The sequence below is a fragment of the Cognatundibacterium crateris genome (genome assembly GCF_010078235.1).
In the GTDB taxonomy this organism is placed as follows: Bacteria; Pseudomonadota; Gammaproteobacteria; order Burkholderiales; family Burkholderiaceae_D; genus Undibacterium; species Undibacterium crateris.
In genome coordinates this window covers 50,690-74,820 of the sequence record NZ_JAABOS010000010.1, presented here as the reverse complement: position 1 = coordinate 74,820, position 24,131 = coordinate 50,690, and the positions used below count along the sequence as shown (strand labels likewise).

The following is a 24,131-nucleotide window of genomic DNA, read 5'->3' as shown; positions in this document are numbered from 1 at the left end:
CTCACAAAAAAACACGCTCAGTTGACGAACAATTTTGGTGCAAATCCTCCCAAAAACCAGGCATATAAAAAATGCTGCTTGGCAGAAAAAACCGCAGAAAATAGCTTTGAGAAATAAAATTTCTGTTGTACCTTTTGTCTATTCAGTTTTCTGAATAAGTTGGTTAGCAGTATTGTTGTCCTACTTAAAATAAACCTTAGGAGTATGTTCATGTCGTTCAAAACTAAAATGATTCCACTGGCTGGCGCAATCGCTTTCGCTTTCGCTGGTTCTGCGGCAGCTCAGGAAATGGTAGTAAAAATCGGTCACGTGGGCCCTGTGTCCGGTGCGATTGCCCACTTGGGTAAAGACAATGAAAACGGCGCCAAAATGGCGATTGAAGAGCTGAACGCTAAAGGCGTTTCCATCGGCGGCAAAAAAGTAAAATTCGAATTGCTGGCAGAAGATGATGGCGGCGATCCAAAACAAGGCACTACCGTTGCGCAAAAACTGGTTGACGCGAAAGTCAACGGCGTTATCGGCCATCTGAATTCCGGTACGACTATTCCTGCTTCCAAAATTTATAACGATGCAGGCATTCCTCAGATCTCCCCTTCCGCAACAGCCGTTCCTTACACTAATCAGGGTTTCAAAGGCGCGTTCCGCGTAGTAGCGAATGACGGTCAGCTGGGTGGCACATTAGGCCGTTACGCAGTACAGATTTCCAAAGCGAAGAAAGTCGCTGTGATCGACGACAAAACCGCGTATGGTGAAGGCGTGGCTAAAGAATTCATCAAAGGCGCAAAAGGTAAAGGCGCTGAAATCGTGGTACAGGAACATACGACAGACAAGTCCAATGACTTTGCAGCGATCCTGACTACCATCAAAGCAAAACAACCTGACCTGATTTTCTTCGGTGGTATGGATTCTGTTGCAGGTCCTATGCTGCGTCAGATGAAAGCACTGGGCGTGAATGCTAAATTCATGGGTGGTGACGGTATCTGTACTGCGAAACTGGTTGAACTGGCTGGCGATGGCATCGGTGAAGGCCAGGTCGTCTGCGCGGAAGCCGGTGGTGTTCTGGATGCACAGAAAAAAATCAATGATGACTGGAAAGCCGCATACAAGAAAAAATTTGGTGTAGAAGTACAGATCTATGCACCGTATGTGTATGACGCAGTCATGACCATGGTAGAAGCGATGAAGCAGGCTAACTCTGCTGAACCGGCAAAATACCTGCCTATGCTGAAAAAGATCAAATACAAAGGTGTGACTGGCGATATCGCATTTGATGACAAAGGCGACATCAAAGACGGTACACTGACTTTGTTCACTTACAAAGCAGGTAAGCGTGAACAGCTGACTGTAACTAAGTAATCCGCCTTACACGCAATAAAAAAAACCGGCAGTTCGCACTGCCGGTTTTTTTATTGCATCTCAGCAGCCGGAACCGGCCGCTGCATGCATTATTTCAATGCCAGTATCCATTTCACCAGCGTTTTCGCTTCGGCTTCACTGACTTGTGCATTCGCTGGCATAGGGATCGCGCCCCAGGTACCAGAACCACCCTTCAATACTTTTTGAATCAGCTTGGCTTCTGCTGTTTTATCGCCTGCATATTTTTTTGCGACTTCTTTGTAAGCAGGACCAACCACTTTAGCATCCACGTTATGGCAAGCCATACAGTTTTTTGCCTTTGCCAGATCAGCATTAGCCATTGCGGAACCAGATGCAAAAACAGCCATCAGTGCTGCTGCGTATACAGTTTTTTTCATTGCTCTCTCCAGGTTAAAAATGCGCGTTCATTTTAGCTGTATTTTCTCAAGTTAGAACAGAACTTGAGAAAGTGTTGACCTGTTACAAATACCGCTTTACTCTTCACACATTACGTCGACTGTCTGACGGTGTGCTTTAACTAAAGGATACGGTTCTATGCTGCTCATCATTCCTCTGATTTTGTTAGTGGTGTTAAAGTTGGCTGAAGTCTCCATTTTCGCCGCTATGTCGTGGTGGTGGATAGTCGGACTCGCTGGATTTGCCTTCCTTTGGTTTGAATTTTTCGAGCGTTTCTTTGGACTGGATAAACGCCAGGACAGTGCGCACTATGAGAAAATGAAGCAAGAGCGTATCAAGCGAACTTTCGATAAAAAGACTGGCCGACAGTAAGGCTGCCATCAAAAGCCGATGCGTACCAACGGCTTTTTGACGCTTATGACATCCGCAGATCACAAACTTCCCGAACTCAGACAATTACGCTATTTTTTGGCCGTGGCCGAAGAACTACACTTTGGCCGAGCCGCACAACGCCTGCACATGACCCAGCCACCTTTGTCGCAAGCGATACAGGCACTGGAGCAAACGCTGGGTGCCGCGCTGTTCATACGCAGCACGCGCCAGATCAGTCTGACGGCGGCTGGTAATGCGCTGATTCCGGAAGCACAGAAGCTACTGCAACAGGCACAGTACCTGCCTGAACTCATGCAAGGCTATGCTGCCGGAACCCTGGGTCAGCTAAGTCTGGCCTTTGTGTCGATTGCCGATTACAGCGTGCTGCCGCCACTACTCAGGCAATACCGCACACAATCACCCGGGATACGAATTGCGCTGCGCGAAGCGACCACGGATGTGCAGCTACAGGCGCTGGAAGCCGGTGAAATTGATGCGGGTTTTCTGATTCCACCGCTGCCTGAACATCTGCAAACGGACTTACATTACCGCAAAATACTGAACGAAGCCCTGATACTGGCTGCACCAGACCAGTTGCTGCCGCCAGGACCGGTACAACTGGCGCAATGTGCGGGTCAGGAAATCATCCTGTTCCCGCGTCGTATCGCACCGGCTTTACATGATTCGATACTCAGCTGCTTTGCACAGGCTGGCCTGACGCCGGTGATAGGGCAAGAGGCGATACAGATGCAAACCATAGTCGGACTGGTTTCCGCTGGCATGGGAATCGCACTTGTGCCACAATCCGTCGCGAACTTAAAGCGGCCCGGCGTGGTCTACCATGCCTTGCTGGACGAGGTGCCACAAGTGGAAATCGGCATCGCCTGGCGTAAAGATAATCACTCAGCCGCGCTGGCCGCTTTTTTACAGTTATCCGATACCTATGTCTGACAGGGCTGAGCTGTGTTTGCGCTAGCAGCCCCCTGTCCTTATCTTCACACTGAAACTGATTAGCCATTATGTTGATACACCCAAATCCTGATCCGGTTGCCTTCGCACTGGGCCCGCTCAAAATTCACTGGTATGGCCTGATGTATCTGGTTGCCTTCACCCAATTCATACTGCTCGGACGTTACCGGCTGCGGCTGCCGCATGTCGCAGCCAAAGGCTGGACCCGCGAGCATATCGATGACATGCTGTTTTACGGTGTCCTCGGGGTGGTGCTCGGCGGCAGGCTGGGTGAAGTACTGTTTTACGGCCTGCCGTATTACCTGGAACATCCGCTGGAAATTTTGATGGTCTGGAAAGGCGGCATGTCTTTCCATGGCGGTTTCCTGGGTGTGCTGATTGCGATGGCACTGTGGGCGCGCCGCACCAATATGCATTTAGCCGATGTGTATGATTTTATTGCACCGCTGGTGCCGCTCGGTTATGCGGCTGGCCGTATCGGAAACTTCATCAATCACGAATTACCCGGCCGTCTGGCCAGCCCGGATCTGCCATGGGCCATGATCTGGCCCGGACAGGCATTACCGGTACACCCTTCGCCGATTTACCAGGCGCTGGTCGATGGCGTACTGGTGTTCTTCATCCTGTGGTGGTTTGCCAGCAAAGCGCGCCCACGTCTGGCGGTTGGTTCGCTGTATGTCATCCTGTATGGCTGCACACGCTTCCTGACTGAATACTTCCGCACCCCGGACTATGAAGTGCATGTACTTGGCCTCACGATCTCGGCCGGGCAAATGCTGTCCTTCCCTATGATCATCGTAGGTGGCATCTTAATGCTGCTGGCCTATCGTAACGCACCTGCCGTCAGCAAGCCTGCCTAAGCTGAAGCAGATAAAAAAATCCCGGAAGATCAGATCTTCCGGGATTTTTTTTCACGATAGTACTCAGGGTTTGGCCGGTACGTAGAGGTCTATCATCGCTGTCACCGCGTCGCGGCAGACTGCACAGAATTTCTCACTGCGATCAAACATAATGCATTGCATTTCAGGCCGGTAGTAACCTGTCGACTCATAGTTAGCGCCTTCAAATGCGCCTATGGTATGGCGGTGTGGCGCGCTATTGAGTAACTGTGTCGATTTAGCCAGGTCGGTTTTAAACAAGGCATTCATTTCCGATTCGGGCCGGTTGGCAGCGCGCAATTCAGCGCGTTTTTTCTGATAAGCGCGCGATGCCTCGTCATACACCTGCTTAGGCCAAGGGGTCGGCAATGGTGTAGCTGCTTGCAGATACTGCTTCCACTTGAGTTGCGCCGGATCTTTCATCGCGGTCACATTCGGTTCCCAGGGTTCATTACGCAATCCCGTACTCTGATAGGCAACCGGCGAGGTATAGTATTCATCGGCCAGACCCGCGAAATGATGGCCGAACTCATGCACAAACAAGTAATTCGACCAGTCGCTGCCAGCAGCTGCGGTACTGAACTGACCAAAAATCCCACCACCGCCGTAGGTCTGGTTGTTGACCAGAATTTCGATAAATTCATACGGCGCATTTTGCGCGATGCTGCGCAAAGCCTGATTATCCAGCGTCAGGATATAGCGTTCGCTGCCAAACACATCGTAACGCGCACCCAAAGCCGAAGCGTGATACACACCAGTCGATGGGCGCGATACGCCGCTTTGCGGGGTAGGTACAGCGATAGCCCAGATATTGAAATCGTTTTCGCGTTCTTTAAATGGCGTGACGGTGAACAAATGCTTGGCCAGACGGCGTGCGTCTGCTTCAAACTTCGCCATTTCCTGCTGGGTATAACCATCGCCCATAATCAGCAAATCCACCTTATCCGCGGACGCACCGCTGACGTGAACAGGTATCGGTTTTAAGCCGCTGTCTGGCTGTTTTTTAATTACATCCTGCGCATCCGTATCGACATTCACACTCCATACCGGCACAAAGCGATTGCTCTCGTCACGCTTGAGTACGCTGACGGTGACTGGTTTTTCAGGTTTAGGAAAACGCAGGGATTCCTGAAAACTACGTTTGAGTTTCGCCGCTTCATCGGTACTCTGCCATTCACCGAAAATAGTGGAAAAGCCGCGTGAATACAGCAATTCACCGCTGGCAGCGTCGCGCACCTCAAATTTATTTACCCCACGATTGGTCTGATCGATGCGCTTCTCCAGATTGCCCGGCCACGGCAAAGGCTCAATCAATACACGCTCTATCGCATACTGTTCAGACTTGGCATCGCCACTATGCTGATAATCGACCCTTACTGTAGCTGGGGTAGCCGGGGCAGACGCCGCCAGTGCGCTGCTGATGGCAGCCGTGCTCAGACAAGCTGCCAGGCTCATTAATTGGAAAAATTTTTTCATAAACACTCACAAAAAAAGAGAGGAATCCTTTGCTGAATGCTTGCTGATTTGGACAAAAATTCTGGTCGTAGCGTAGGAAAACATCGCTGCGCAAAATTATTTAGCAAGATTTCGGAAGATCGCATTGTAGCGCCATGGTTCACCGTGGATGTACACAGAATCAGACATACGCAAAAAAATTTTCAATTTCAGTGTGTAGTGCTGAACTTTTCATCGTTACACTGATTCCAAGCAGCCTGTTCTTTGTAGTCAGTACCAATCACAGCGCCACAAAATGCGCCACATAAGGCGCATCCAGCTGAACAGCCACTCAATTTTTTAAGGATATTCTTATGCGTCTTACCTTGCTGAGTCTCGCACTCGCTTCTGCATTTCACGCACTGCCCGCCAGCGCCGCGCCAGCTAACAATGCACCGGCTGCCGTAGCCAAACAGGCCGCCCCGCAATCCGGCATTGATTTGCAATGGATAGACAGCAGCGTACGGCCTCAGGATGACTTTTTCAAATTCATGTCGGGCAAATGGCTGGCAACGGCAGACATTCCGGCTGACCGTGCACGCTTCGGCTCTTTCGATCAGTTGCGCGATCTGTCTGAACAAAGCTCGCATGCAATTATCACTGCACTGGCTGCGGACAAGCATTTGAAAGCCGGCAGCAATGAACAAAAAATCGCCGATCTGTATAACAGCTTCATGAATGAAGCACGTGCCGACAAACTGGATATACAACCACTCAAAGCAATCTTCAGCCAGATCGATAAAGTCAGCCGCAAAGAAGATTTGCCAGCGCTGATCGCGCAACTGGCACACCTGGGCGTGTCTTTACCCGTGCAATCCGGCGTGGCGCAGGATGCACGCGATTCCGCCAAATACGCGGTCTATATCAGTCAGGGCGGCCTGGGCTTACCAGACCGTGATTACTACCTGAAGGACGACGACGCCAAGCTGAAGGGCTTCCGAGAAGCGTATCTGAAGCACGTAGAAAAAATGCTGGGCATGAGCGGCGAGAAAGACGCCGCCCAGGCAGCGGCATCCATACTCGCGCTGGAAACCGCGATCGCAAAAATTCAGTGGACTAAGGTGGAAAACCGCAACCCAGTCAAAACCTATAACAAAGTCGAAGTCAGCAAACTGACTGAGCTGATGCCGGGCTTTAACTGGACCCGCTATTTTGAAGGCACGGGTGTAGGCAAAAAAGTCGATTATGTGATCGTGCGCCATCCAAGTTTCTTCACTGCCTTATCCAAAGTGCAGGAAGACACAACACTGGCTACCTGGAAAAGTTATTACAAATGGAAAGTGCTGAGCAGCTATGCGCATTTGCTGTCCAAGCGTTTTGTGGATGAAGATTTCGCGTTTTCCAGCGTGACGCTGCGCGGCATTCCAGAAAATCAGCCGCGCTGGAAGCGTGGTGTATCTCGTGTAGAAGAAAGTCTGTCTGAAGCGCTGGGCAAAATCTATGTGGAAAAACACTTCCCGCCTGAAAACAAGGCACGCATGGAAAAGCTGGTCGCCAATCTGATCGAGGCTTACCGTCAAAGCATAGAAACGCTGGAATGGATGAGCCCGGAAACCAAGAAAGAAGCGCTCACCAAACTGTCTAAGTTCACCCCTAAGATAGGTTACCCGGATGTCTGGCGTGATTACAGCAAGCTGAACATCAAAAAAGATGATCTGGTTGGTAATGTGATACGCGGTCGCGAACATGGCTATCAACGTCAGCTCGCGAAACTGGGTCAGCCGGTAGACCGTAAAGAATGGGGCATGAGCCCGCAAACCGTGAATGCATATTACAACTCGCGTCAGAATGAAATCGTGTTCCCGGCTGCTATCCTGCAACCGCCTTTCTTCAATCCGGCAGCGGATGATGCGGTCAATTACGGTGGTATCGGTGCGGTAATCGGCCATGAAATCAGCCACGGTTTTGATGACTCCGGCAGCCAGTCTGACGGCGACGGCAATCTGCGCGACTGGTGGAGCAAAGAGGATAAAGCTAACTTCGGCAAACTGACCACAGCGATGATCGCGCAATACAATGCGTACAGCCCGCTGCCTGGTTACAACGTGAATGGCGCGCTGACGCTGGGTGAAAACATCGCCGATAACTCCGGTCTGTCTATCGCCTATAAAGCCTATCTGATTTCGCTGGGCGGCAAACCTGCGCCGGTGATCGATGGCTATAGCGGCGAACAACGCCTGTTCATGGGCTGGGCACAAGTCTGGCGCGGTAAAGCACGTGATGCAGAGGCGATCCGCCTGCTCAATACCGATCCGCATTCACCGGCTTCAGTTCGTGGCAATGCACCGCTGACCAACATCCCCGGCTTCTATTCCGCGTTCGGCGTTAAAGAAGGCGATAAGATGTACGTCGCGCCGGAAAAACGCATCACCATCTGGTAATCAGCATGTTCTGCTGAATGCAGCAGCATTGAGCAAGACAAACCGGACAGCCACTTTCTGAAACGAAGTGGCTGTTTTTTTACTTGACGACTTACAAGCTCAGCATATACAGTCAGGGCTATGAACTCTCACATCCATCATGTCGCCACATGCAACAAGCGCACCGCAGCTCAGACTGCCGGGCGTCAGGCCGCATCGATGCTAACACCAGGGCTACAGCTAAGGCTAACAGCTCTATCCTCGCTACATCTGCAACAGCCAGGCTGATTCCTAATCAGCAGCACGCAATACATACAATACTTAGTACAACGATGTCCCTGGTAAAACAGGACATCAGGCTCCACCCAAACACCAAACTGATCATTTCATGATGCGTAGCGTAAGCATACTTTGCACCTCGAGCACACCTGAGCAAGTCCGCCTCTGCAAGCAGCAGGCAGACACAGCTGTTGCTGCGCGCCGCGATGGTTTTGTCACGCTACGACTAAGGCTCGCTTGACTGGCCGCGCGTCCACCGGTGGCAGCCAGTAAGCATACAGGCCACCGCTGGATGTTTCCCCGACGGGCATCCCTACACTAACCCGCTGATCACGCATCGTCGCGCTGTATCGCAGCGCACGCCTCCTGACTTAGGCCTTTATCATGGCTGACAAGCTGCTGTGCCGGTCGCAATAATCATTTGCTTCCGGCGCAGTTTGTGGCAAACACACATTCCCGGAAAAAGCGCTACATCTGTATCGCAAACAGTCAGCAATTCATGGCATGATGCTTAGGCAGCAGCTATTTTTTTCAGCACCAAACACCTATCCATACCACGTCAATCAGGAGCCCTTCAACACTATGTATATGCCAGCTGCCTTCAACGAAAACCGGCCTGAAGTATTGCACGCATTGATACGCACTTACCCGCTGGGCTGCCTGGTCAGCCACAGCGATCAGGGTTTGACTGCAGATCATATTCCTATGCTGATGCTGCCAGCTGATGCCATCCATCCGCAAGGCAGGCTGATCGCACATGTAGCGCGTGCCAATCCGGTCTGGCAGCAGCAGGGCGAAGTCATGGTGGTGTTTCAGGGGCCGCATGCGTATATCACGCCAGCCTGGTATGAAGAAAAGCAGCAAAGCGGCGCGGTGGTGCCGACTTATAACTACGCCGTGGTGCATGTGCATGGCAAGCTGCAAACCGTCGATGACAAGCCTGCTTTCCTGCAGATACTGGAGCAACTGACCGATTACTTTGAAGCGCAACGCAGTCATCCCTGGCGCGTCAGTGATGCACCAGCTGATTACATACAGACACTGATGGAAATGATAGTCGGTATAGAAATTCCAGTGGAACGTATCACAGGAAAATGGAAAACCAGCCAGAATAAGTCGGTGCAAAACCGCAGCAATATCGCCGCTGGTTTGCGTGAACAAAACGACAGCGCAGCACAGGCACTGGCGCATATCACGGAACAACAATTATTTGGCGCATAAAAAAATCCGCCAGTCTTACAATTGGCGGATTCTGCTTACACGGTCGCAGTTTAATCCTGCACGACACCTGCACTCGCCAGCATCGCATGCAATAAAACATTGCAACCTGCGGCCAGATGCGCAGGCTGAGCATCTTCAATTTCATTGTGGCTGATGCCATCTTTGCAGGGCACAAAGATCATGCCAGACGGCGCCAGTCTTGCCGTGTAAATCGCATCATGCCCAGCGCCTGACACCACATCCATCGTGCTGTATCCAAGTGCAGCCGTGGCGGTGCGTACCGCCTCCACACAATCGGGATGGAAGGGGCAAGGCGGATAATACGAAACCCGTTCTGCATGAATTTTCAGACCAGTCTCGCGGCTGCGTTGTTCGATAAAGGCCAGAATTTCCTGATGCATGGTATCGAGTAATTCAGCTGTGACATTGCGTAAGTCCATGCTGAATTTCACTTCACCCGGAATTACATTACGGCTGTTGGGAAACACCTGCACCATGCCCACGGTACCACGCCCATAAGGCGGATAGCGGTTACCGATATTCACCACTTCCTGCATGATGCCGGTTGCGACTTGCAAGGCATCCTTGCGTAAGCCCATAGGCGTCGGTCCTGCATGCGCCTCCATACCGGTCACAGTGCAATCGTACCAGGATAAACCCAGCACACCAGGAACCACACCGATGACTTTTCCTGCATCTTCGAGTACGGGTCCCTGCTCGATATGCGCTTCGAAATAAGCGCCGACAGGATGCTGTCCGGGCACCTGATCACCCAGATAGCCGATGCGTTGTAATTCATCTTTAACGCTCAGTCCGGCGGTGTCGGTCGCGGCATACGCATGCTCCAGACTGAAGGCGCCGCAAAACACGCCTGAGCCCATCATCACCGGTACGAAGCGCGACCCTTCTTCATTCGTCCAGAACGCCACTTCCAATGGCGCCTCCGTCTCTATCTGATGTTCATTCAGGGTACGTATCACTTCCAGCGCCGCCAGCACACCGTAATTGCCATCAAATTTACCGCCGGTCGGCTGGGTATCAATATGACTGCCGGACATGACCGGCGGCAGTGCCGGATTGCGCCCCGCGCGCCGCATAAACACATTGCCGATCTGATCGATAGTAATACTGAGTCCGGCGGCACGGCCCCAGGACACCACCAGATCACGGCCCTGTTTATCCAGATCGGTCAGCGCCAGCCGTTTTACGCCGCCTTTTTCAGTCGCACCGATCTGCGCCAGTTCCATCAGCGATTGCCACAAACGTTCCTGATTAATACGTAACTGCTGTACGGACATCGTGCTTCTCCTTGAGTTGCAATCAATACGCTTTGCGCATTTTATCCATCGCCGCAAACACGGCGGAATACGGTGGCCGCTTCACATACTGACCGGCTCCGGCCACTGCACGCAAGTCACCCAGCTGATATACCAGCTTGCCGCCGCTGATGGTATGGGTAGGCACGCCCCTGACCTGGCGGCCTTCAAACACATTGAAATCACCGCGTGAAAACTGGGTCTTCACCGACAAAGTTCTGCTGGCGGCCGGGTCCCATAACACCAGATCGGCATCGGAACCAGCAGCAATCACACCTTTACGTGGATAGATATTGAAGATCTGGGCGCAATTGGCAGAAGTCACACGCACAAATTCAGAAGGCGTGAGTTTGCCGCTGTTGACCCCGGCATCCCACAGCACCATCATGCGTTCTTCTATGCCGCCGCAGCCATTCGGAATTCGCGTGAAATCATCTTTGCCCGCAGCTTTCTGGGCCGCGCAAAACGTGCAGTGATCGGTCGCTGTGGTGTGCAGATTCCCACTCTGTAAACCCTGCCACAAGGCTTGCTGGTGATGCTCCGCCCGGAAGGGCGGACTCATCACATGCGCAGCAGCCTGAGCAAAATCGGCTTGCTGATAAACGCTGTCGTTCACGGTCAAATGTCCGGCCAACACCTCACCAAACACCCGCTGCCCATTGCTACGGGCACGTGTGATCGCGGCCAGCGATTCTGCGCAGGACACGTGGACAATGTATAGAGGCGTATGCAGCACATCGGCAATCGCGATCGCACGCTGTGCGGCTTCTGCTTCCACTACCGGTGGCCGTGACAGCGGATGAGAGGCAGGTCCGGTTTTACCCTGTTGCAGTAAGGCTTGCTGCAGGCGGTAAACCAGCTCACCGTTTTCCGCATGCACAGTCGGCATCGCACCCAGTTCCACTGCGCGTGAAAAGCTGTTAACCAGAATTTCATCATCGGCCATGATGGCGTTTTTGTAGGCCATGAAATGCTTGAAGCTATTGACGCCATGCTCCTGCACCAGCGTGCCCATATCGCGATGTACGCTGTCATCCCACCAGGTAACCGCAACATGAAAAGAATAGTCGGCTGCAGATTTTTCTGCCCAGCCGCGCCATTGCTGAAACGCCTCCATCAGACTTTGCTGAGGATCGGGAATCACAAAGTCGATGATACTGGTGGTGCCGCCTGCGAGCCCGGCGGCAGTCCCGCTGAAAAAATCATCCTGGGTGACCGTACCCATGAAAGGCAACTGCATATGGGTATGCGGATCTATACCGCCCGGCATCACATACAAGCCACCGGCTTCGATGACTTCGGCACCGGCCGGTGCCTCAAGCCGGGCTGCTACTGCCAGAATCTTCCCGCCTTCGCATAAGACATCGGCGCGAAATTCTGTGTCTGCATTCACTACCGTACCACCACGTATCAAGATACTCATCGCGACTCCTGAAACTAAGACCACATCGACCACCCGGCTGGCTGCCAGCCGGAATTCAAGCTGCGCGCTTGCCCTTCATCAGCAGCAAATAAATCACACCTGACAGCATCAGACCCAGAAACCAGGCATAGGTGTACAGGGTTTTCCAAAAATCAGAAATATCAGGGAAAGAAGCTGGAAAGGCGGCATTCAAAAAGCCCGGTATATTCGGCAATACGCCCAGAATAAAGGCAGCGACCGCAGCCATATTCCAGCCATTCTGATAGCTGTATATGCCCTGTTCCTGATACAGCGCTGCAACCTCAATACGGGTGCGGCGGATAAAGTAGTAATCGATAATCAGGATACCGGCTATCGGTCCCAGCAAAGCAGAGTAACCGATCAGCCAGGTGAAAATATAACCCTGGGTGGTTTCCAGTATCTTCCACGGCATCATCACCAGCGCGATACCGGCCGTAATATAGCCACCGGTTTTATACGAAATTTTTTCCGGATTCAGCGCAGAAAAATCATAAGCGGGTCCCACCAGATTCGCAGCCAGATTCACAGAAACGGTATCAATCAGCAGGATAATCAAGGCTACCAGGACCGCCGCGCCTGTCATGCGGCTGGCCAGATCGACCGGATCCCAGATTGCTTTGCCGTACAAAACAACGGTAGCCGAAGTCACAATCACCGCCAGCAAAGCCAGCAAACCCATAGGCGCAGGCAGACCGATGGTCTGGCCCAGCACCTGATCGCGCTGGGATTTAGCAAAACGTGTGAAGTCAGGAATATTCAAAGCCAGCGTGGCCCAGAAACCTATCATGGCTGTGAGTGAGGGCCAGAAGCTGCTCCAGAACTGACCGGCTTTTTTGCCGCCTTCAGCAAACTGTGAGGGTTGATCGAGAATAGGGCCAAAGCTGCCGGCTTTCTGATAAACCCAGCCCAACAAGACGAAGCAAATCAGGATTTTGAGCGGCGCGGTATAGGTTTCCAGCTGGCGGATCGCATCCATGCCATGAAAGATATACCAGAACTGTATGCCCCAGAACAGCAGAAAACAAACCAGTTGTGCGGCATTAATGCCTAGTCCTGGTAAGGCATCGCCACCCAGCGGATGGCCGAGTAACACCCCGCCCAGCGTATATATCATCTGACCGCCAAACCAGGTCTGGATACCATACCAGCCACAGGCCACGATGGCACGCATCAGCGCTGGCAAACGCGCTCCTTGCACACCAAATGAGGTGCGTGCCAGCACCGCATACGGGATGCCGTATTTAGCACCGGCATGACCGATCAGCAGCATGGGGATCAATACGATAGCATTCGCGATAAACACGGTACTGACCGCCTGCACGGCAGACATGCCGCCTTCGATCAGGCTCGCAGCCAGGGTGTAAGCGGGAATGCACATGACCATCCCGACCCACAAGGCGGCGAAATGGTACCAGCGCCAGTTACGCTGCGCCTCCGTGGTCGGGGCCAGGTCTTCATTCCACAATCGCCCACTTTCAGTATGCATCATTGGTCTCCTACAAAATTCGGTTTAAGTGTTGAAACGGTGTACCTCGCCGCTGGGTTTGCAGCAAGCGGATATACGCAAAAATTGTTCCGGCCTGCATCAGCACAGCAGCATAGACTGCGCTGGCAGGCTGGCAAGCGTTCAGCATCGCAGCATACTACGCCTGCCTGCGCACGACGTTCTGTTTTTTGTCAGCATGGCCGACATTTCAACACTTAAGTGTGACGAGGCTGGATCAGCCGTCATCACAGACTTCCTCAGAATCAAGCTTCAGATCAGGCTTCAGGATTGCGACGCCGGTTCAGCACGCGGGTTACGCGGGTCCTGGGTCCAGTTCATGTAGGTCTTACCGGTATCCTGCGGCAGCATGCTGATGCAGCCTTCTACCGGACAAGTGATCTGACACAGATTGCAGCCCACGCATTCTTCAGCCTTGACTTCATAGCGACGGCCATTCTCTGCCGTGATGAGTTGGGCGATAGACTGATGGGAAGTATCTTCACAGGCCACATAGCAACGACCGCACTGTATGCAGTCATCCTGATTGATGTGCGCGACCACCTGGTAATTCATATCCAGGTATTTCCAGTCTGTGGTTTGCGGTACCGCTTTGCCACAAAAGTCAGCGATGCTGGCATAGCCTTGCGTATCCATCCAGCGCGACAAACCATCCTTCATTTCATGCACAATACGGAAGCCATGCAACATCGCCGCGGTGCAGACCTGCACCGAACCGGCACCCAGTGCGATGAATTCAGCCGCATCCCGCCAGTTACCGATACCGCCTATACCGGACAACGGCAAACCGCGCGTGGCAGGGTCGCGTGCAATTTCCGCCACCATATTCAGCGCAATTGGTTTAACCGCACTGCCACAGTAACCGCCGTGGGTACTTTGATGACCGACTATCGGCCGCGCTACCATCTGCTCCAGATCGATGGACGTAATCGAATTAATGGTATTGATGAGTGACACCGCATCCGCACCACCCGCCAGTGCCGCCCGTGCCGGGACCCGGATATCGGTGATATTCGGCGTCAGTTTAACGATCACCGGCAAGGAGCAATACTGTTTGCACCAGCGTGTGATCATTTCCACATACTCAGGAACCTGACCGACGGCAGCACCCATGCCACGTTCCGGCATACCGTGCGGACAGCCGAAATTGAGTTCTATGCCATCTGCACCGGTCGCCTCCACCAACGGCAAAATACGCTTCCAGCTGGCTACATCGCAGGGATACATCAGCGAGACAATCATGGCGCGGTCTGGCCAGTCTTTTTTCACTTGCGTGATTTCGCGCAGATTGATGTCCAGACTACGGTCGGTAATCAATTCGATATTATTGAAGCCGATGACCTCACGGTTTTTGCCGAAGTGCGCGGAATAACGCGAAGAGACATTCACCGGTGGCGGATCTTCACCCAGGGTTTTCCATACCACCCCACCCCAGCCAGCTTCAAACGCACGTACCACGTTGTAGGCCTTATCGGTCGGTGGCGCAGAGGCCAGCCAGAACGGGTTAGGCGATTTGATACCTGCAAAATTAATCGACAGATCAGCCATATCACACCTTCGCATTCAGATCAGAGTGGATCGCCAGCGCAGCCAGCTTTCCGTGTTGTACCGCCTGCACCGTCAAGTCTAGGCCGGCAGCGATACAGTCGCCGCCCGCATACACACCTTCCAGGCTGGTGCGGTATTGCACATCAACCCGGATTTTGTCGTGCTCAATATGGATATCGCGCGCATCGCCATCGCTGAAGGTTTGCGTATCCAGCGTTTGCCCTATCGCTTTAAAGATTGCCTGCGCCGGAATATCTGTGATGGCGCCATCGGCGATCAGACGCCCCGCATGTTCTCGCGTTTGCACCACGCGCAATCCGCTCACCTGACCCTGTGCATTCAGCAGCACTTGCTGCGGCTGTTGCCAGGTCATGATTCTGACCTGGTGATCACGCGCAATCGATTGCTCGTGTGCGGTGGCAGACATCTGCTGTGCACCACGGCGATACACCAATGTGACCTGCTCTGCACCCAGACGGGCGATCTGCACCGCCATGTCGATTGCCGTGTTACCGGCGCCGATCACCACGCATTGTGCAGGCAGCGCCAGGCCCAATAAATCCTGGCTCTGGCGCAGTTCAGCGATATAGTCAACCGCAGCTAACATGCCAGGTGCATCTTCCTCTGCCAGACCAAGCTGACGGCTGGCACCCAGCCCTATCGCGAGAAACACCGCATCATAATCCCTGCGTAAATCGCTCAGATGAATTTGCAGCCCCAGCGTCTGATTGCACAGGATGCGAATGCCGCCTATACCCAGCAGGAATTCGATTTCATGCTGCGCTGTGTCCTGCACCAGCTTATAGCGCGCGATGCCGTATTCATTGAGGCCGCCTGCTTTGGCTTGCGACTCATAAATCACTACTTCATGACCATGCATGGCTAACTGATGCGCACAGGCCAGTCCAGCCGGACCAGCACCAACGATGGCAATAGTTTTACCAGTGGCAGGCGCACGCTGAAATGGATGGGAAGTGAATTCAGCATGATCGAGCGCATAGCGTTGCAAGAGGCCGATACGCACCGGTGCCGCTTCGCTGTCATGATTACGTACACAGGCATGTTCACACAAAATCTCGGTGGGACACACACGCGAACAACTCGCTCCCAGTATGTTTTGCTGCAAAATGCCAGTCGCGGCACCCTGCAGATTGCCGCTGGCGATGTTCTGTATGAAGGAAGGCACATCAATTTCTGTCGGGCAGATACGGGTACAAGGCGCATCGTAGCAGTACAGACAACGCGCACTTTCGAGCGCAGCCTGACGCGCATTCAGCGGCGGCTGTAAATCACTGAAGCGCTTGAGCAGTTCAGTCTGTCCTGCTGGGTTTGTTGCAGAGTTTGATGCTGAAGCTGATGCTGATGCTGCGGAGGTTGAGGCAAGATGCTTTAAGGCTTCCAACATGGGTGGCTCCTATCGTCATTGCTACATATACATAGGTACATCCTGAAACATGAATCAACTTAAGTGCTCAATTGCGCTGCCAGACCTGCAGTTCAGCTGCAAGCCTGGCGGTGCAAACTTACTTCATTTGGGGAAAAGCAAATTCTGTACCTTTACTGACGCTGTCCGGCCAGCGCTGCATCACGGCTTTCAGACGGGTATAGAAACGCACGCCTTCCGGGCCATAGATATGATGATCACCGAACAGGCTGCGCTTCCAGCCGCCAAAGCTGTGAAATGCCATCGGTACCGGCAAAGGCACATTCACACCCACCATGCCGACTTGTATCATCCTCACGAATTCGCGTGCGGTACCGCCATCGCTGGTAAATACAGCGACGCCGTTACCATATTCATGCTGATTGATCAGTTCAGCGGCGGACGCCATATCTGGCACCCTGAGCACACATAAGACCGGGCCAAAGATCTCCTGGCGATAAATACTCATATCAGGAGTCACATGATCAAACAGGCTGCCGCCGGTAAAAAAGCCCTGCTCACAACCTGGCACCACATAGCCGCGCCCATCTACGACCAGCGTAGCGCCTTGCTGCACGCCTTCAGAAATTAAGTGTTCTATGCGCTGTTGTGCGGCTTTGGTGATCACCGGCCCCATCTCTGCATCAGCTGCCTTGCCATGGTTGACTTTCAGCAGGCGTACGCGCTCTGCCATGCGCTCTACCAGCGCATCGGCTGCGCTGCCCACTGCCACAGCAACTGAAATCGCCATGCAGCGTTCTCCGGCAGAGCCATAGGCAGCGCCCATCAAAGCATCGACTGCCATATCCAGATCGGCATCCGGCATGACTACCATATGATTCTTGGCACCGCCGAGTGCCTGCACCCGCTTGCCATTGGCGCAGCCACGCGCATAAATTGCTTCAGCGATAGGAGTGGAGCCGACGAAGCTGATCGCCTGCACATCGGGATGATCCAGCAAAGCATCCACCACTTGCTTATCACCCTGCACGACATTGAATACCCCATCCGGCAAACCGGCTTCGCGCAGTAAGCGCGCATGCAGCAGTGAAGGCGAAGGATCGCGTTCTGAGGGTTTCAAAATAAAGGTGTTGCCGCAGGCCAGTGCAATCGGGAACATCCACATCGGTACCATGACGGGGAAATTAAATGGCGTAATCCCGGCCACCACCCCCAGTGGCTGACGCATGCTGCAGGCATCGATGCCACGTGCGATCTGCTCGGAATACTCCCCTTTCAGTAATTGCGGAATACCAATCGCAAACTCCACGACTTCTATGCCACGAGCAATCTCACCTTTGGCATCGGCCGTGGTTTTGCCGTGTTCACGCGTCAGCATATCGGCCAGCTCATCGCTGTGCTGATGCAGCAGATTCAGGTAATTCATCAGGATGCGCGCACGTGCCAGTGCCGGTGTATTGGCCCAGCCGCTAAAAGCTTGTTTAGCCGCAGCGACCGCCAGTGCCACATCGTCCGTATCACCCAGCGCCACTTGTCCCTGCACCGTGCCATAAGCCGGATTAAAGATATCTGCGTAACGTGGCAAGCGGCTCTGATGCAGGCTGCCATTGATAAAATGTTCTACTTGATAGGTCTTCATGCTTAAGCCAGGTTTTTGAGGATTTGATGTAATTTGCCGAACAACAGATCGATATGTTGTTTTTCCAGGATAAGCGGTGGCGACAAGGCGATGATGTCACCGGTGGTTCTGACCAGCACACCTTCCGCAAAGGCTTGCTTATACGCTGCCATCGCACGTGCACCTGGTTTGCCCGGAATCGGCTCCAGCTCAATCGCACCGATCAGGCCGACATTGCGTAAGTCGATCACATGCGGTAAGCCTTTGAGCGAGTGCAATGCATCTTCCCAGTACGCCGTCATGCTCTGCGCATGCTCCAGCACTTTTTCTTCTTTAAATACCTGCAGCGAAGCCAGTCCGGCTGCGCAGGCTAAGGGATGACCGGAATAGGTATAGCCGTGGAAGAACTCAATACCGGCCGGGCTCTGCATCAGGGTTTCGTAAATCATGGAGCGGCTGAATACGGCACCCATAGGCACCACACCATTGGTCAGGCCCTTGGCAGTCGTCATCAGATCAGGCCGCACATCAAAAAAATCGGCTGCAAACGGCGTCGCCATGCGGCCAAAGCCGGTAATCACTTCATCAAAAATCAGCAGGATGCCGTGCTTGTCACACAGTTCGCGCAAGCGTTTCAGATAACCCTTAGGCGGCAGAATCACACCGGCTGAACCGGACAGGGGCTCGACGATCACCGCTGCGATAGTGGAGGCATCATGCAAGGCGACGATACGTTCCAGTTCATCTGCGAGGTGGGTACCGTATTCCGGCAAGCCACGGCTAAACGCATTTTTTTCCAGATTATGGGTATGTGGCAGATAATCCACGCCACCCAGTAAATTCCCGAAGTGTTTGCGGTTGGCCGGCAGCCCACCGACTGACATACCACCAAAACCGACACCATGGTAACCACGCTCACGGCTGATGAAACGGGTACGCTGCGCTTCGCCACGTGTGCGGTGATAAGCGAGCACCATCTTCATCGCAGTATCCACCGCCTCGGATCCCGAATTGGTGTAAAACACCTGACCAAACTGATGGCCGCTGAAAGCGATCAGTTGCTCCGCCAGCTCGAACGCGGCCGGATGGCCCATCTGGAATGCGGGTGCATAGTCCAGCGTTGCCACTGCTTGCTGCACCGCACGCACGATGGTTGGATGCGAGTGTCCCAGCGGCACACACCAAAGACCGGCGGTGCCATCCAGAATTTCACGTCCCTGCTGATCGCGGTAATACATCCCTGCGGCCGATGCCACCACGCGTGGAGCCTCTTTGTAATCACGATTCGCTGTGAATGGCATCCAGTAGGCATTCAGCTGTTGTTTGTTAAGCATATGCTTTCCCCTGAAAAAATTTACCAACTGGTAAAAGTATGTTGAAATCCTAAATAAGCTTATGCAGGCTTGACATATACAGCAGCCACTCATTTTCCCAACCGTACAGTTCAGGATAACTGTACAGTCAGAACCAGTGTTCACATAAAAAGGTGTCGCGATGGACGTGATTGAAAAACCAGCCGGTCCGGCAGACCTTGACCAGCAGTGGCCCAGACTACATCTGGAGCGCGGTAAAAGCACCAGCCTGGTCGAGCAAATCGTGCAGGAAGTCAGTCAGCTGGTCAGGCAACAGTCACTGACTCAGGGCAGCAAAATGCCCTCGGTGCGTCAGTTTGCGAAGTGTAATGCGGTCAGTACCTTTACCGTGGTGGAGTCCTATGAAAGGCTAATCACGCTGGGTTTGCTAAGTTCGCGCCGTGGCTCCGGTTATTTCGTCAACCGGCCTGCTACCCTGGCCAGTCCGGCTGTGCCCATCCCGCAACTGACGCAGGATGCACTGAGTCCGGATTTGTATTCCGGCGTGTCGACCGCCTTGCCAGTCGGTTCCGGCTGGCTGCCACCGGAATGGTATGGCGACGATACCTTGCTCGATTCGGTGCGTCAGGCGATGCGCATTCCCAGCCAGCGACTGCGCGGGTATGGCAATCCGCTAGGCTTTCCCAGCCTGCGCCAGCATTTGGCGCAGACTTTGTCACAAGACTTATTTGCAGTCGATCCCGAACAGATACTGCTCACACATGGTGCGACCCATGCCTTTGATCTGATCCTGCGTACTCTGTGCAAAGCGGGCGATGTGGTCCTGGTGGAGACCCCGGGCTACAGCAATCTGATCTCCCTGATCCGCCATCATGGCTGCATACCGGTTGGCATACCGCGTGATGCCAGCGGTCTGCAGCTGGATGTGCTGACAGAGAAAGCGGTGCTGCATCAGCCTAAAATCATGTTCGTCAATACCGTACTGCAAAACCCACTCGGCACCAGTCTGAACCAGCCCCAGGTACATCGCTTACTCGCGCTGGCTGAGCAATTCGATTTCTGGCTGGTGGAAGATGATATCTACCGTGAACTGTGCCCACGGCCTGAGCCTTCGCTGGCGGCCATGGATGGCTTGCGGCGCGTGATACGGGTAGGCAGTTTTTCCAAAGTGCTGTCACCGGCGCTGCGGGTAGGTTCTATCTGCGCCTCGCACTCGCTGACCGGTGAGCTGTTACGCATCAAGATGCTGGCTGGGCTGACGACTTCAGAAATCAATGAGCGTGCGGTGCTACATGCGCTGAGCTCCAGCCAGTACCGGCGTATGACGGAAAGGCTGAAGCGGCAGCTGGATCAGGGGCAGATAAAGGCACAGCAGATATTGCAAAGCGCCGGCCTGCAACTGCTGGCACAACCGCGTGGCGGCATGTTTGTCAGCGCCGGTTTGCCGAACGCCACACAGAGCGTGCATCAGCTCACCCAACTGGCGCAGGATGCCGGTATTTTGCTGGCACCGGATCACTTCTTCAGCCTGCAGGAATCGCCCTACCCCTGGTGGCGCTTCAATATCGCCTGGTGTGATTCTCCAATGTTGCTGAGTTTTCTACGGAGTCTGTGAGATGGACAAGCGCACAGAGAAACGTACGAATGAGCGTACGAATGAGCGTACTGAAAAGCAGAGCGATCAGCGCGATCAGACCAAGGCCAGGATACTGCACTGTGCCATCGAAGTCTTTGCCGAATCCGGTTACGCTGGCAGCAGCCTGGCCAATATCGCGGAAAGAGCAGGTTTATCGAAACAAAACCTGCTCTATTATTTCTCCAGCAAACAAGCCTTATACCTGTGTGTGCTCGATCAGATACTCGATCAATGGCTGGAAAAAATGGACATACTGGCAGACGAGAGTCAGGAGCCAGCCAGTCTGCTGCGCAGCTATATTGCCGCCAAACTCAGGTTTTCACGCGAACAGCCCGAGGCTTCACGCGTGTATGCGATGGAAGTGATCAGCGGTGCGCCGGTATATGGCCAGGCGATGCAAGCAAAAATCTTGCCGCAGATGCAAAAAGATATCGCCATCTTCGAACGTTGGATCAGCGAAGGCAAGATGGCTGCGCTGAACCCGGCCCACCTGTTGTTTTCTATCTGGGCGATGACCCAGTCGTATGCAGATTTTTCCATTCAAATGGGGCTGGTGCTGGGCCATACTGCACTGCAGGAACAGGATTTTCAGGCCGCCGAAGAATTGATCACAGATCTGGTGCTGAGCCGCTTACTCTCCCAGCCCCTCAGGCAGAAAAGGGCTTAAAAAATGTCTATGATGCTGCGAAGTACGGATATACTTTTGTACAGGTATAGAGCTGATACTAAACCGCCACAGCCGCGGAATGGTACTTGGTCATATAGCTTGTACACTTATGTTAAATGATGTGCTTGCTGGATCAGATTTCGCCATCTGCCTCATTAAAAGTCCTCGTACCTGAGGGTCAGCGACTGATTTCTGCCTAACATATTTACTCCAGCACGAACGGGATACCAGCCTTGTTAGAACAACTGATCAACCAATTAGGATTCCGCCGTATCGGCGTTCGGCTTGCTATCAGCTATGGTTTACTGCTGGTACTGATCGCAGCGCTGATATTGATGCCATTTTCACAAATACAGAAAATGACAGCCCGGAATAAGGAATTCACTCAGAAAGAAATGCGCAGCCTGCTCGATGTTCAGGCGCTGAGTCTGTCTGCCGAAAGCGTCAGCAACGCCTTATTACAGTTGCTGACTTCCAGTCGTGAAAAACGTGAAATTGAGTATGCGCTGGTGGATGTCAAGAATCGCCAGATCACGGATTTAATCGAATCGCTGGAAACTAATCTGACCGATCAGATGCAACTGGATAATTTGCAGAGACTGAAGCTGCGTAAAGAAAATTACTACCGCATCTTTAATGAGATGGTGAATCAGCTCGAAGATCAGGGTCAGGAAATCGCTAAACAGACTTTCATCGAAGATGTACAACCAGCCCTGTCCGCCTTGTTACAGGAATCAAAAATCCTGCTCGACTATGAGCAAAAACTGGTGCAACAACACCAGTTACAATCCCAGGATGAGTTAGAGAAAACCGGCCTTCTGGTCATTATCCTATCCTCAGTCATCATCCTGTTTGCCGCCATGCTCGCCTGGCTGACTACGCGCAGCGTAATTAAGCCCTTAGCCATTCTGGAACAAAATGCATTACGAATAGCTTCCGGTGACTATACATCTCAAGTCCCTGCCAGTAATACCGAGGAAGTCACTCGGGTAGGTACGGCGCTGAATCTGATGTCGGCAGCAATTGCACAGCGTGAAAGCGATATCGAGCAGTTTGCGTATTACGACCCTATCACTCGATTGCCAAACCGGACCTATCTGCTGAAAGCATTTGAACATCAGGAGCTGGAACATTACGGCATGATACTGATGGATCTGGCGCGCCTGAAAACTATCAATGAAACCCTGGGGTTTGACACTGGCGACTATGTCATTTCTGATGTCGCCAAGCGCATCCAGGAGGTCACTCACGCCTTTGATTCGGGCCAGACGCTTTTACTGACCAAGCTGACAGGTGGTGCTTTTGCGCTGCTGATACCGGCACATCATAAAGACACAGTGACAGAGATTTTTGAACGGATTGATGCCGCTATGGGTCAACCTGTACGTTGCAATCAACATGCAGTTGACGTCAGTCTGGTCTATGGTTTCGCTATCGTCACCGAACAAAAAATCAGCCTGATCAGCCTGATGCGGAATGCCGAAGTCGCGCTGTATGCGGCCAAGCGCTATACGCGGCAAAGCGCATGGTACAACGATGCGCAAGAAGCTTCCCGGCTTAGCCACTTAAGCCTGTTGTCAGATTTGCGCTCCGCGGTCAAAGCATCAGAACTGCAAATGTGGCTGCAGCCAAAACTGAATCTGCAAAATGGCAGCATTTACGGATTTGAATCACTGGTGCGCTGGCAGCATCCTGAACGTGGCTTTATCTCTCCGGCTGAATTCATCCCCTTTGCCGAAAAAACCGGTTATATCAGCATCGTGACACAATGGATGCTGGACAGTGCCTTACTTAAGCTCCATGCATGGAAACAGCATTACCCTAATCTTAGTATTGCAGTCAACGTCAGCACCTATGATTTACGTGACCGCAGCTTTCCTGAGCGCGTCGTCAGCCTGCTCAAAAAATATGATATTGCGCCCCATCTGCTTAAAATCGAAATGACAGAAAGCGGCATCATGGAAGACCCGCAAGCGACGATAGAATTACTCAACAGACTCAGGGATACCGGGGTAGGCCTGTCTATCGACGATTTTGGCACCGGCTATTCGTCACTCGCCTATCTGCAAAAATTGCCGGTCGATGAACTCAAAATTGACCGTAGTTTTGTGTCTGATATCCAGCATGCCGAAGCCACCAAAAAACTGGTCAGAACCATTATAGAAATGGGTCATGGTTTGAACCTGCACGTGGTGGCAGAAGGTATCGAGCAAGAGCAGGAAAAAGCCACCCTGATCGAACTCGGCTGTGATGCCATGCAAGGCTACCTGCTTAGTAAACCCTTGTACGGAAACTCTCTACAGGAGTGGATGAACGCGCATATACCCCTGTCGCAAAAAACATAATTTTTCCGTT

General features: G+C 52.8%; 18 protein-coding genes. 9 read left to right on the top strand and 9 right to left on the bottom strand.

The features are described 5' to 3' along the window. Positions 1 to 210 precede the first annotated feature (210 nt). Positions 211 to 1,356 (top strand): branched-chain amino acid ABC transporter substrate-binding protein, encoded by a 1,146-nt coding sequence (locus EYB48_RS16765; protein WP_162021530.1) that lies wholly within the window; start codon positions 211 to 213, stop codon positions 1,354 to 1,356. Between the two features lie 89 nt (positions 1,357 to 1,445). On the opposite strand, the gene EYB48_RS16760 is transcribed toward EYB48_RS16765, so the two are convergent. After that, positions 1,446 to 1,754: a c-type cytochrome gene (locus EYB48_RS16760; RefSeq protein ID WP_162021529.1), complete on the bottom strand. Its 309-nt coding sequence runs from the start codon at positions 1,752 to 1,754 to the stop codon at positions 1,446 to 1,448. A gap of 157 nt (positions 1,755 to 1,911) precedes the next feature. On the opposite strand from EYB48_RS16760, the gene EYB48_RS16755 reads away from it, so the two are divergent. From EYB48_RS16755 to lgt, 3 genes are all read left to right on the top strand, one after another. Then, positions 1,912 to 2,145 carry a TIGR04438 family Trp-rich protein gene (locus EYB48_RS16755; RefSeq protein WP_162021528.1) on the top strand — a complete coding sequence of 78 codons (234 nt, stop codon included), beginning with the start codon at positions 1,912 to 1,914 and terminating at the stop codon, positions 2,143 to 2,145. A 45-nt stretch (positions 2,146 to 2,190) separates the two neighbouring features. Next, a complete protein-coding gene (locus tag EYB48_RS16750) occupies positions 2,191 to 3,096 on the top strand; it encodes a LysR family transcriptional regulator (RefSeq protein ID WP_202927818.1) in 906 nt (301 codons plus the stop codon). 68 nt (positions 3,097 to 3,164) lie between these two features. After that, positions 3,165 to 3,974 (top strand): prolipoprotein diacylglyceryl transferase, encoded by an 810-nt coding sequence (gene lgt, locus EYB48_RS16745; RefSeq protein WP_162021526.1) that lies wholly within the window; start codon positions 3,165 to 3,167, stop codon positions 3,972 to 3,974. Positions 3,975 to 4,037: 63 nt separating this feature from the next. Here lgt and EYB48_RS16740 read toward each other — a convergent pair whose 3' ends face one another. Continuing rightward, the gene (locus EYB48_RS16740; protein ID WP_162021525.1) at positions 4,038 to 5,468 is read right to left on the bottom strand and encodes an IgA Peptidase M64; all 1,431 of its coding nucleotides are present in this window, start codon (positions 5,466 to 5,468) and stop codon (positions 4,038 to 4,040) included. A gap of 332 nt (positions 5,469 to 5,800) precedes the next feature. Here EYB48_RS16740 and EYB48_RS16735 point away from each other — a divergent pair, with 332 nt between their 5' ends. Beyond that, on the top strand, positions 5,801 to 7,867 hold the full coding sequence (locus tag EYB48_RS16735) for a M13 family metallopeptidase (RefSeq protein ID WP_162021524.1): 2,067 nt from the start codon (positions 5,801 to 5,803) through the stop codon (positions 7,865 to 7,867). An 840-nt stretch (positions 7,868 to 8,707) separates the two neighbouring features. Beyond that, positions 8,708 to 9,346: an FMN-binding negative transcriptional regulator gene (locus EYB48_RS16730; RefSeq protein ID WP_162021523.1), complete on the top strand. Its 639-nt coding sequence runs from the start codon at positions 8,708 to 8,710 to the stop codon at positions 9,344 to 9,346. Between the two features lie 50 nt (positions 9,347 to 9,396). Here EYB48_RS16730 and EYB48_RS16725 read toward each other — a convergent pair whose 3' ends face one another. The 7 genes from EYB48_RS16725 to aptA form a co-directional block, all read right to left on the bottom strand. After that, positions 9,397 to 10,644, bottom strand: a complete 1,248-nt coding sequence (locus EYB48_RS16725; protein WP_162021522.1) for a Zn-dependent hydrolase — start codon at positions 10,642 to 10,644, stop codon at positions 9,397 to 9,399. Between the two features lie 22 nt (positions 10,645 to 10,666). Next, positions 10,667 to 12,085, bottom strand: coding sequence for a dihydropyrimidinase (gene hydA / locus EYB48_RS16720; protein WP_162021521.1), 1,419 nt, complete (start codon positions 12,083 to 12,085; stop codon positions 10,667 to 10,669). 55 nt (positions 12,086 to 12,140) lie between these two features. Further along, a complete protein-coding gene (locus tag EYB48_RS16715) occupies positions 12,141 to 13,595 on the bottom strand; it encodes an NCS1 family nucleobase:cation symporter-1 (protein ID WP_162021520.1) in 1,455 nt (484 codons plus the stop codon). A gap of 279 nt (positions 13,596 to 13,874) precedes the next feature. Continuing rightward, entirely contained in the window at positions 13,875 to 15,158 is a 1,284-nt protein-coding gene (preA, locus tag EYB48_RS16710; RefSeq protein ID WP_162021519.1) for an NAD-dependent dihydropyrimidine dehydrogenase subunit PreA, read from the bottom strand. A gap of 1 nt (position 15,159) precedes the next feature. Then, positions 15,160 to 16,563: an NAD(P)-dependent oxidoreductase gene (locus EYB48_RS16705; protein ID WP_162021518.1), complete on the bottom strand. Its 1,404-nt coding sequence runs from the start codon at positions 16,561 to 16,563 to the stop codon at positions 15,160 to 15,162. 118 nt (positions 16,564 to 16,681) lie between these two features. Continuing rightward, on the bottom strand, positions 16,682 to 18,181 hold the full coding sequence (locus tag EYB48_RS16700) for a CoA-acylating methylmalonate-semialdehyde dehydrogenase (RefSeq protein ID WP_162021517.1): 1,500 nt from the start codon (positions 18,179 to 18,181) through the stop codon (positions 16,682 to 16,684). A 2-nt stretch (positions 18,182 to 18,183) separates the two neighbouring features. Beyond that, a complete protein-coding gene (gene aptA / locus EYB48_RS16695; RefSeq protein ID WP_235935228.1) occupies positions 18,184 to 19,494 on the bottom strand; it encodes an omega-aminotransferase AptA in 1,311 nt (436 codons plus the stop codon). 160 nt (positions 19,495 to 19,654) lie between these two features. Between aptA and EYB48_RS16690 the strand changes: the two genes are divergently transcribed. The 3 genes from EYB48_RS16690 to EYB48_RS16680 all read left to right on the top strand — a co-directional run bounded on the left by EYB48_RS16690 (position 19,655) and on the right by EYB48_RS16680 (position 24,121). After that, positions 19,655 to 21,088, top strand: coding sequence for an aminotransferase-like domain-containing protein (locus EYB48_RS16690; RefSeq protein WP_162021516.1), 1,434 nt, complete (start codon positions 19,655 to 19,657; stop codon positions 21,086 to 21,088). Between the two features lies 1 nt (position 21,089). Beyond that, a complete protein-coding gene (locus EYB48_RS16685; protein ID WP_162021515.1) occupies positions 21,090 to 21,776 on the top strand; it encodes a TetR/AcrR family transcriptional regulator in 687 nt (228 codons plus the stop codon). A gap of 233 nt (positions 21,777 to 22,009) precedes the next feature. After that, positions 22,010 to 24,121 (top strand): putative bifunctional diguanylate cyclase/phosphodiesterase, encoded by a 2,112-nt coding sequence (locus EYB48_RS16680; RefSeq protein ID WP_162021514.1) that lies wholly within the window; start codon positions 22,010 to 22,012, stop codon positions 24,119 to 24,121. Positions 24,122 to 24,131 lie beyond the last annotated feature (10 nt).

What these genes read in the sequence shown, in the direction of transcription:
- EYB48_RS16765 (WP_162021530.1), top strand. Translation starts at nt 211, where the DNA reads ATGTCGTTCAAAACTAAAATGATTCCACTGGCTGGCGCAATCGCTTTC.
- EYB48_RS16760 (WP_162021529.1), bottom strand. Translation starts at nt 1,754, where the DNA reads ATGAAAAAAACTGTATACGCAGCAGCACTGATGGCTGTTTTTGCATCT.
- EYB48_RS16755 (WP_162021528.1), top strand. Translation starts at nt 1,912, where the DNA reads ATGCTGCTCATCATTCCTCTGATTTTGTTAGTGGTGTTAAAGTTGGCT.
- EYB48_RS16750 (WP_202927818.1), top strand. Translation starts at nt 2,191, where the DNA reads ATGACATCCGCAGATCACAAACTTCCCGAACTCAGACAATTACGCTAT.
- lgt (WP_162021526.1), top strand. Translation starts at nt 3,165, where the DNA reads ATGTTGATACACCCAAATCCTGATCCGGTTGCCTTCGCACTGGGCCCG.
- EYB48_RS16740 (WP_162021525.1), bottom strand. Translation starts at nt 5,468, where the DNA reads ATGAAAAAATTTTTCCAATTAATGAGCCTGGCAGCTTGTCTGAGCACG.
- EYB48_RS16735 (WP_162021524.1), top strand. Translation starts at nt 5,801, where the DNA reads ATGCGTCTTACCTTGCTGAGTCTCGCACTCGCTTCTGCATTTCACGCA.
- EYB48_RS16730 (WP_162021523.1), top strand. Translation starts at nt 8,708, where the DNA reads ATGTATATGCCAGCTGCCTTCAACGAAAACCGGCCTGAAGTATTGCAC.
- EYB48_RS16725 (WP_162021522.1), bottom strand. Translation starts at nt 10,644, where the DNA reads ATGTCCGTACAGCAGTTACGTATTAATCAGGAACGTTTGTGGCAATCG.
- hydA (WP_162021521.1), bottom strand. Translation starts at nt 12,085, where the DNA reads ATGAGTATCTTGATACGTGGTGGTACGGTAGTGAATGCAGACACAGAA.
- EYB48_RS16715 (WP_162021520.1), bottom strand. Translation starts at nt 13,595, where the DNA reads ATGATGCATACTGAAAGTGGGCGATTGTGGAATGAAGACCTGGCCCCG.
- preA (WP_162021519.1), bottom strand. Translation starts at nt 15,158, where the DNA reads ATGGCTGATCTGTCGATTAATTTTGCAGGTATCAAATCGCCTAACCCG.
- EYB48_RS16705 (WP_162021518.1), bottom strand. Translation starts at nt 16,563, where the DNA reads ATGTTGGAAGCCTTAAAGCATCTTGCCTCAACCTCCGCAGCATCAGCA.
- EYB48_RS16700 (WP_162021517.1), bottom strand. Translation starts at nt 18,181, where the DNA reads ATGAAGACCTATCAAGTAGAACATTTTATCAATGGCAGCCTGCATCAG.
- aptA (WP_235935228.1), bottom strand. Translation starts at nt 19,494, where the DNA reads ATGCTTAACAAACAACAGCTGAATGCCTACTGGATGCCATTCACAGCG.
- EYB48_RS16690 (WP_162021516.1), top strand. Translation starts at nt 19,655, where the DNA reads ATGGACGTGATTGAAAAACCAGCCGGTCCGGCAGACCTTGACCAGCAG.
- EYB48_RS16685 (WP_162021515.1), top strand. Translation starts at nt 21,090, where the DNA reads ATGGACAAGCGCACAGAGAAACGTACGAATGAGCGTACGAATGAGCGT.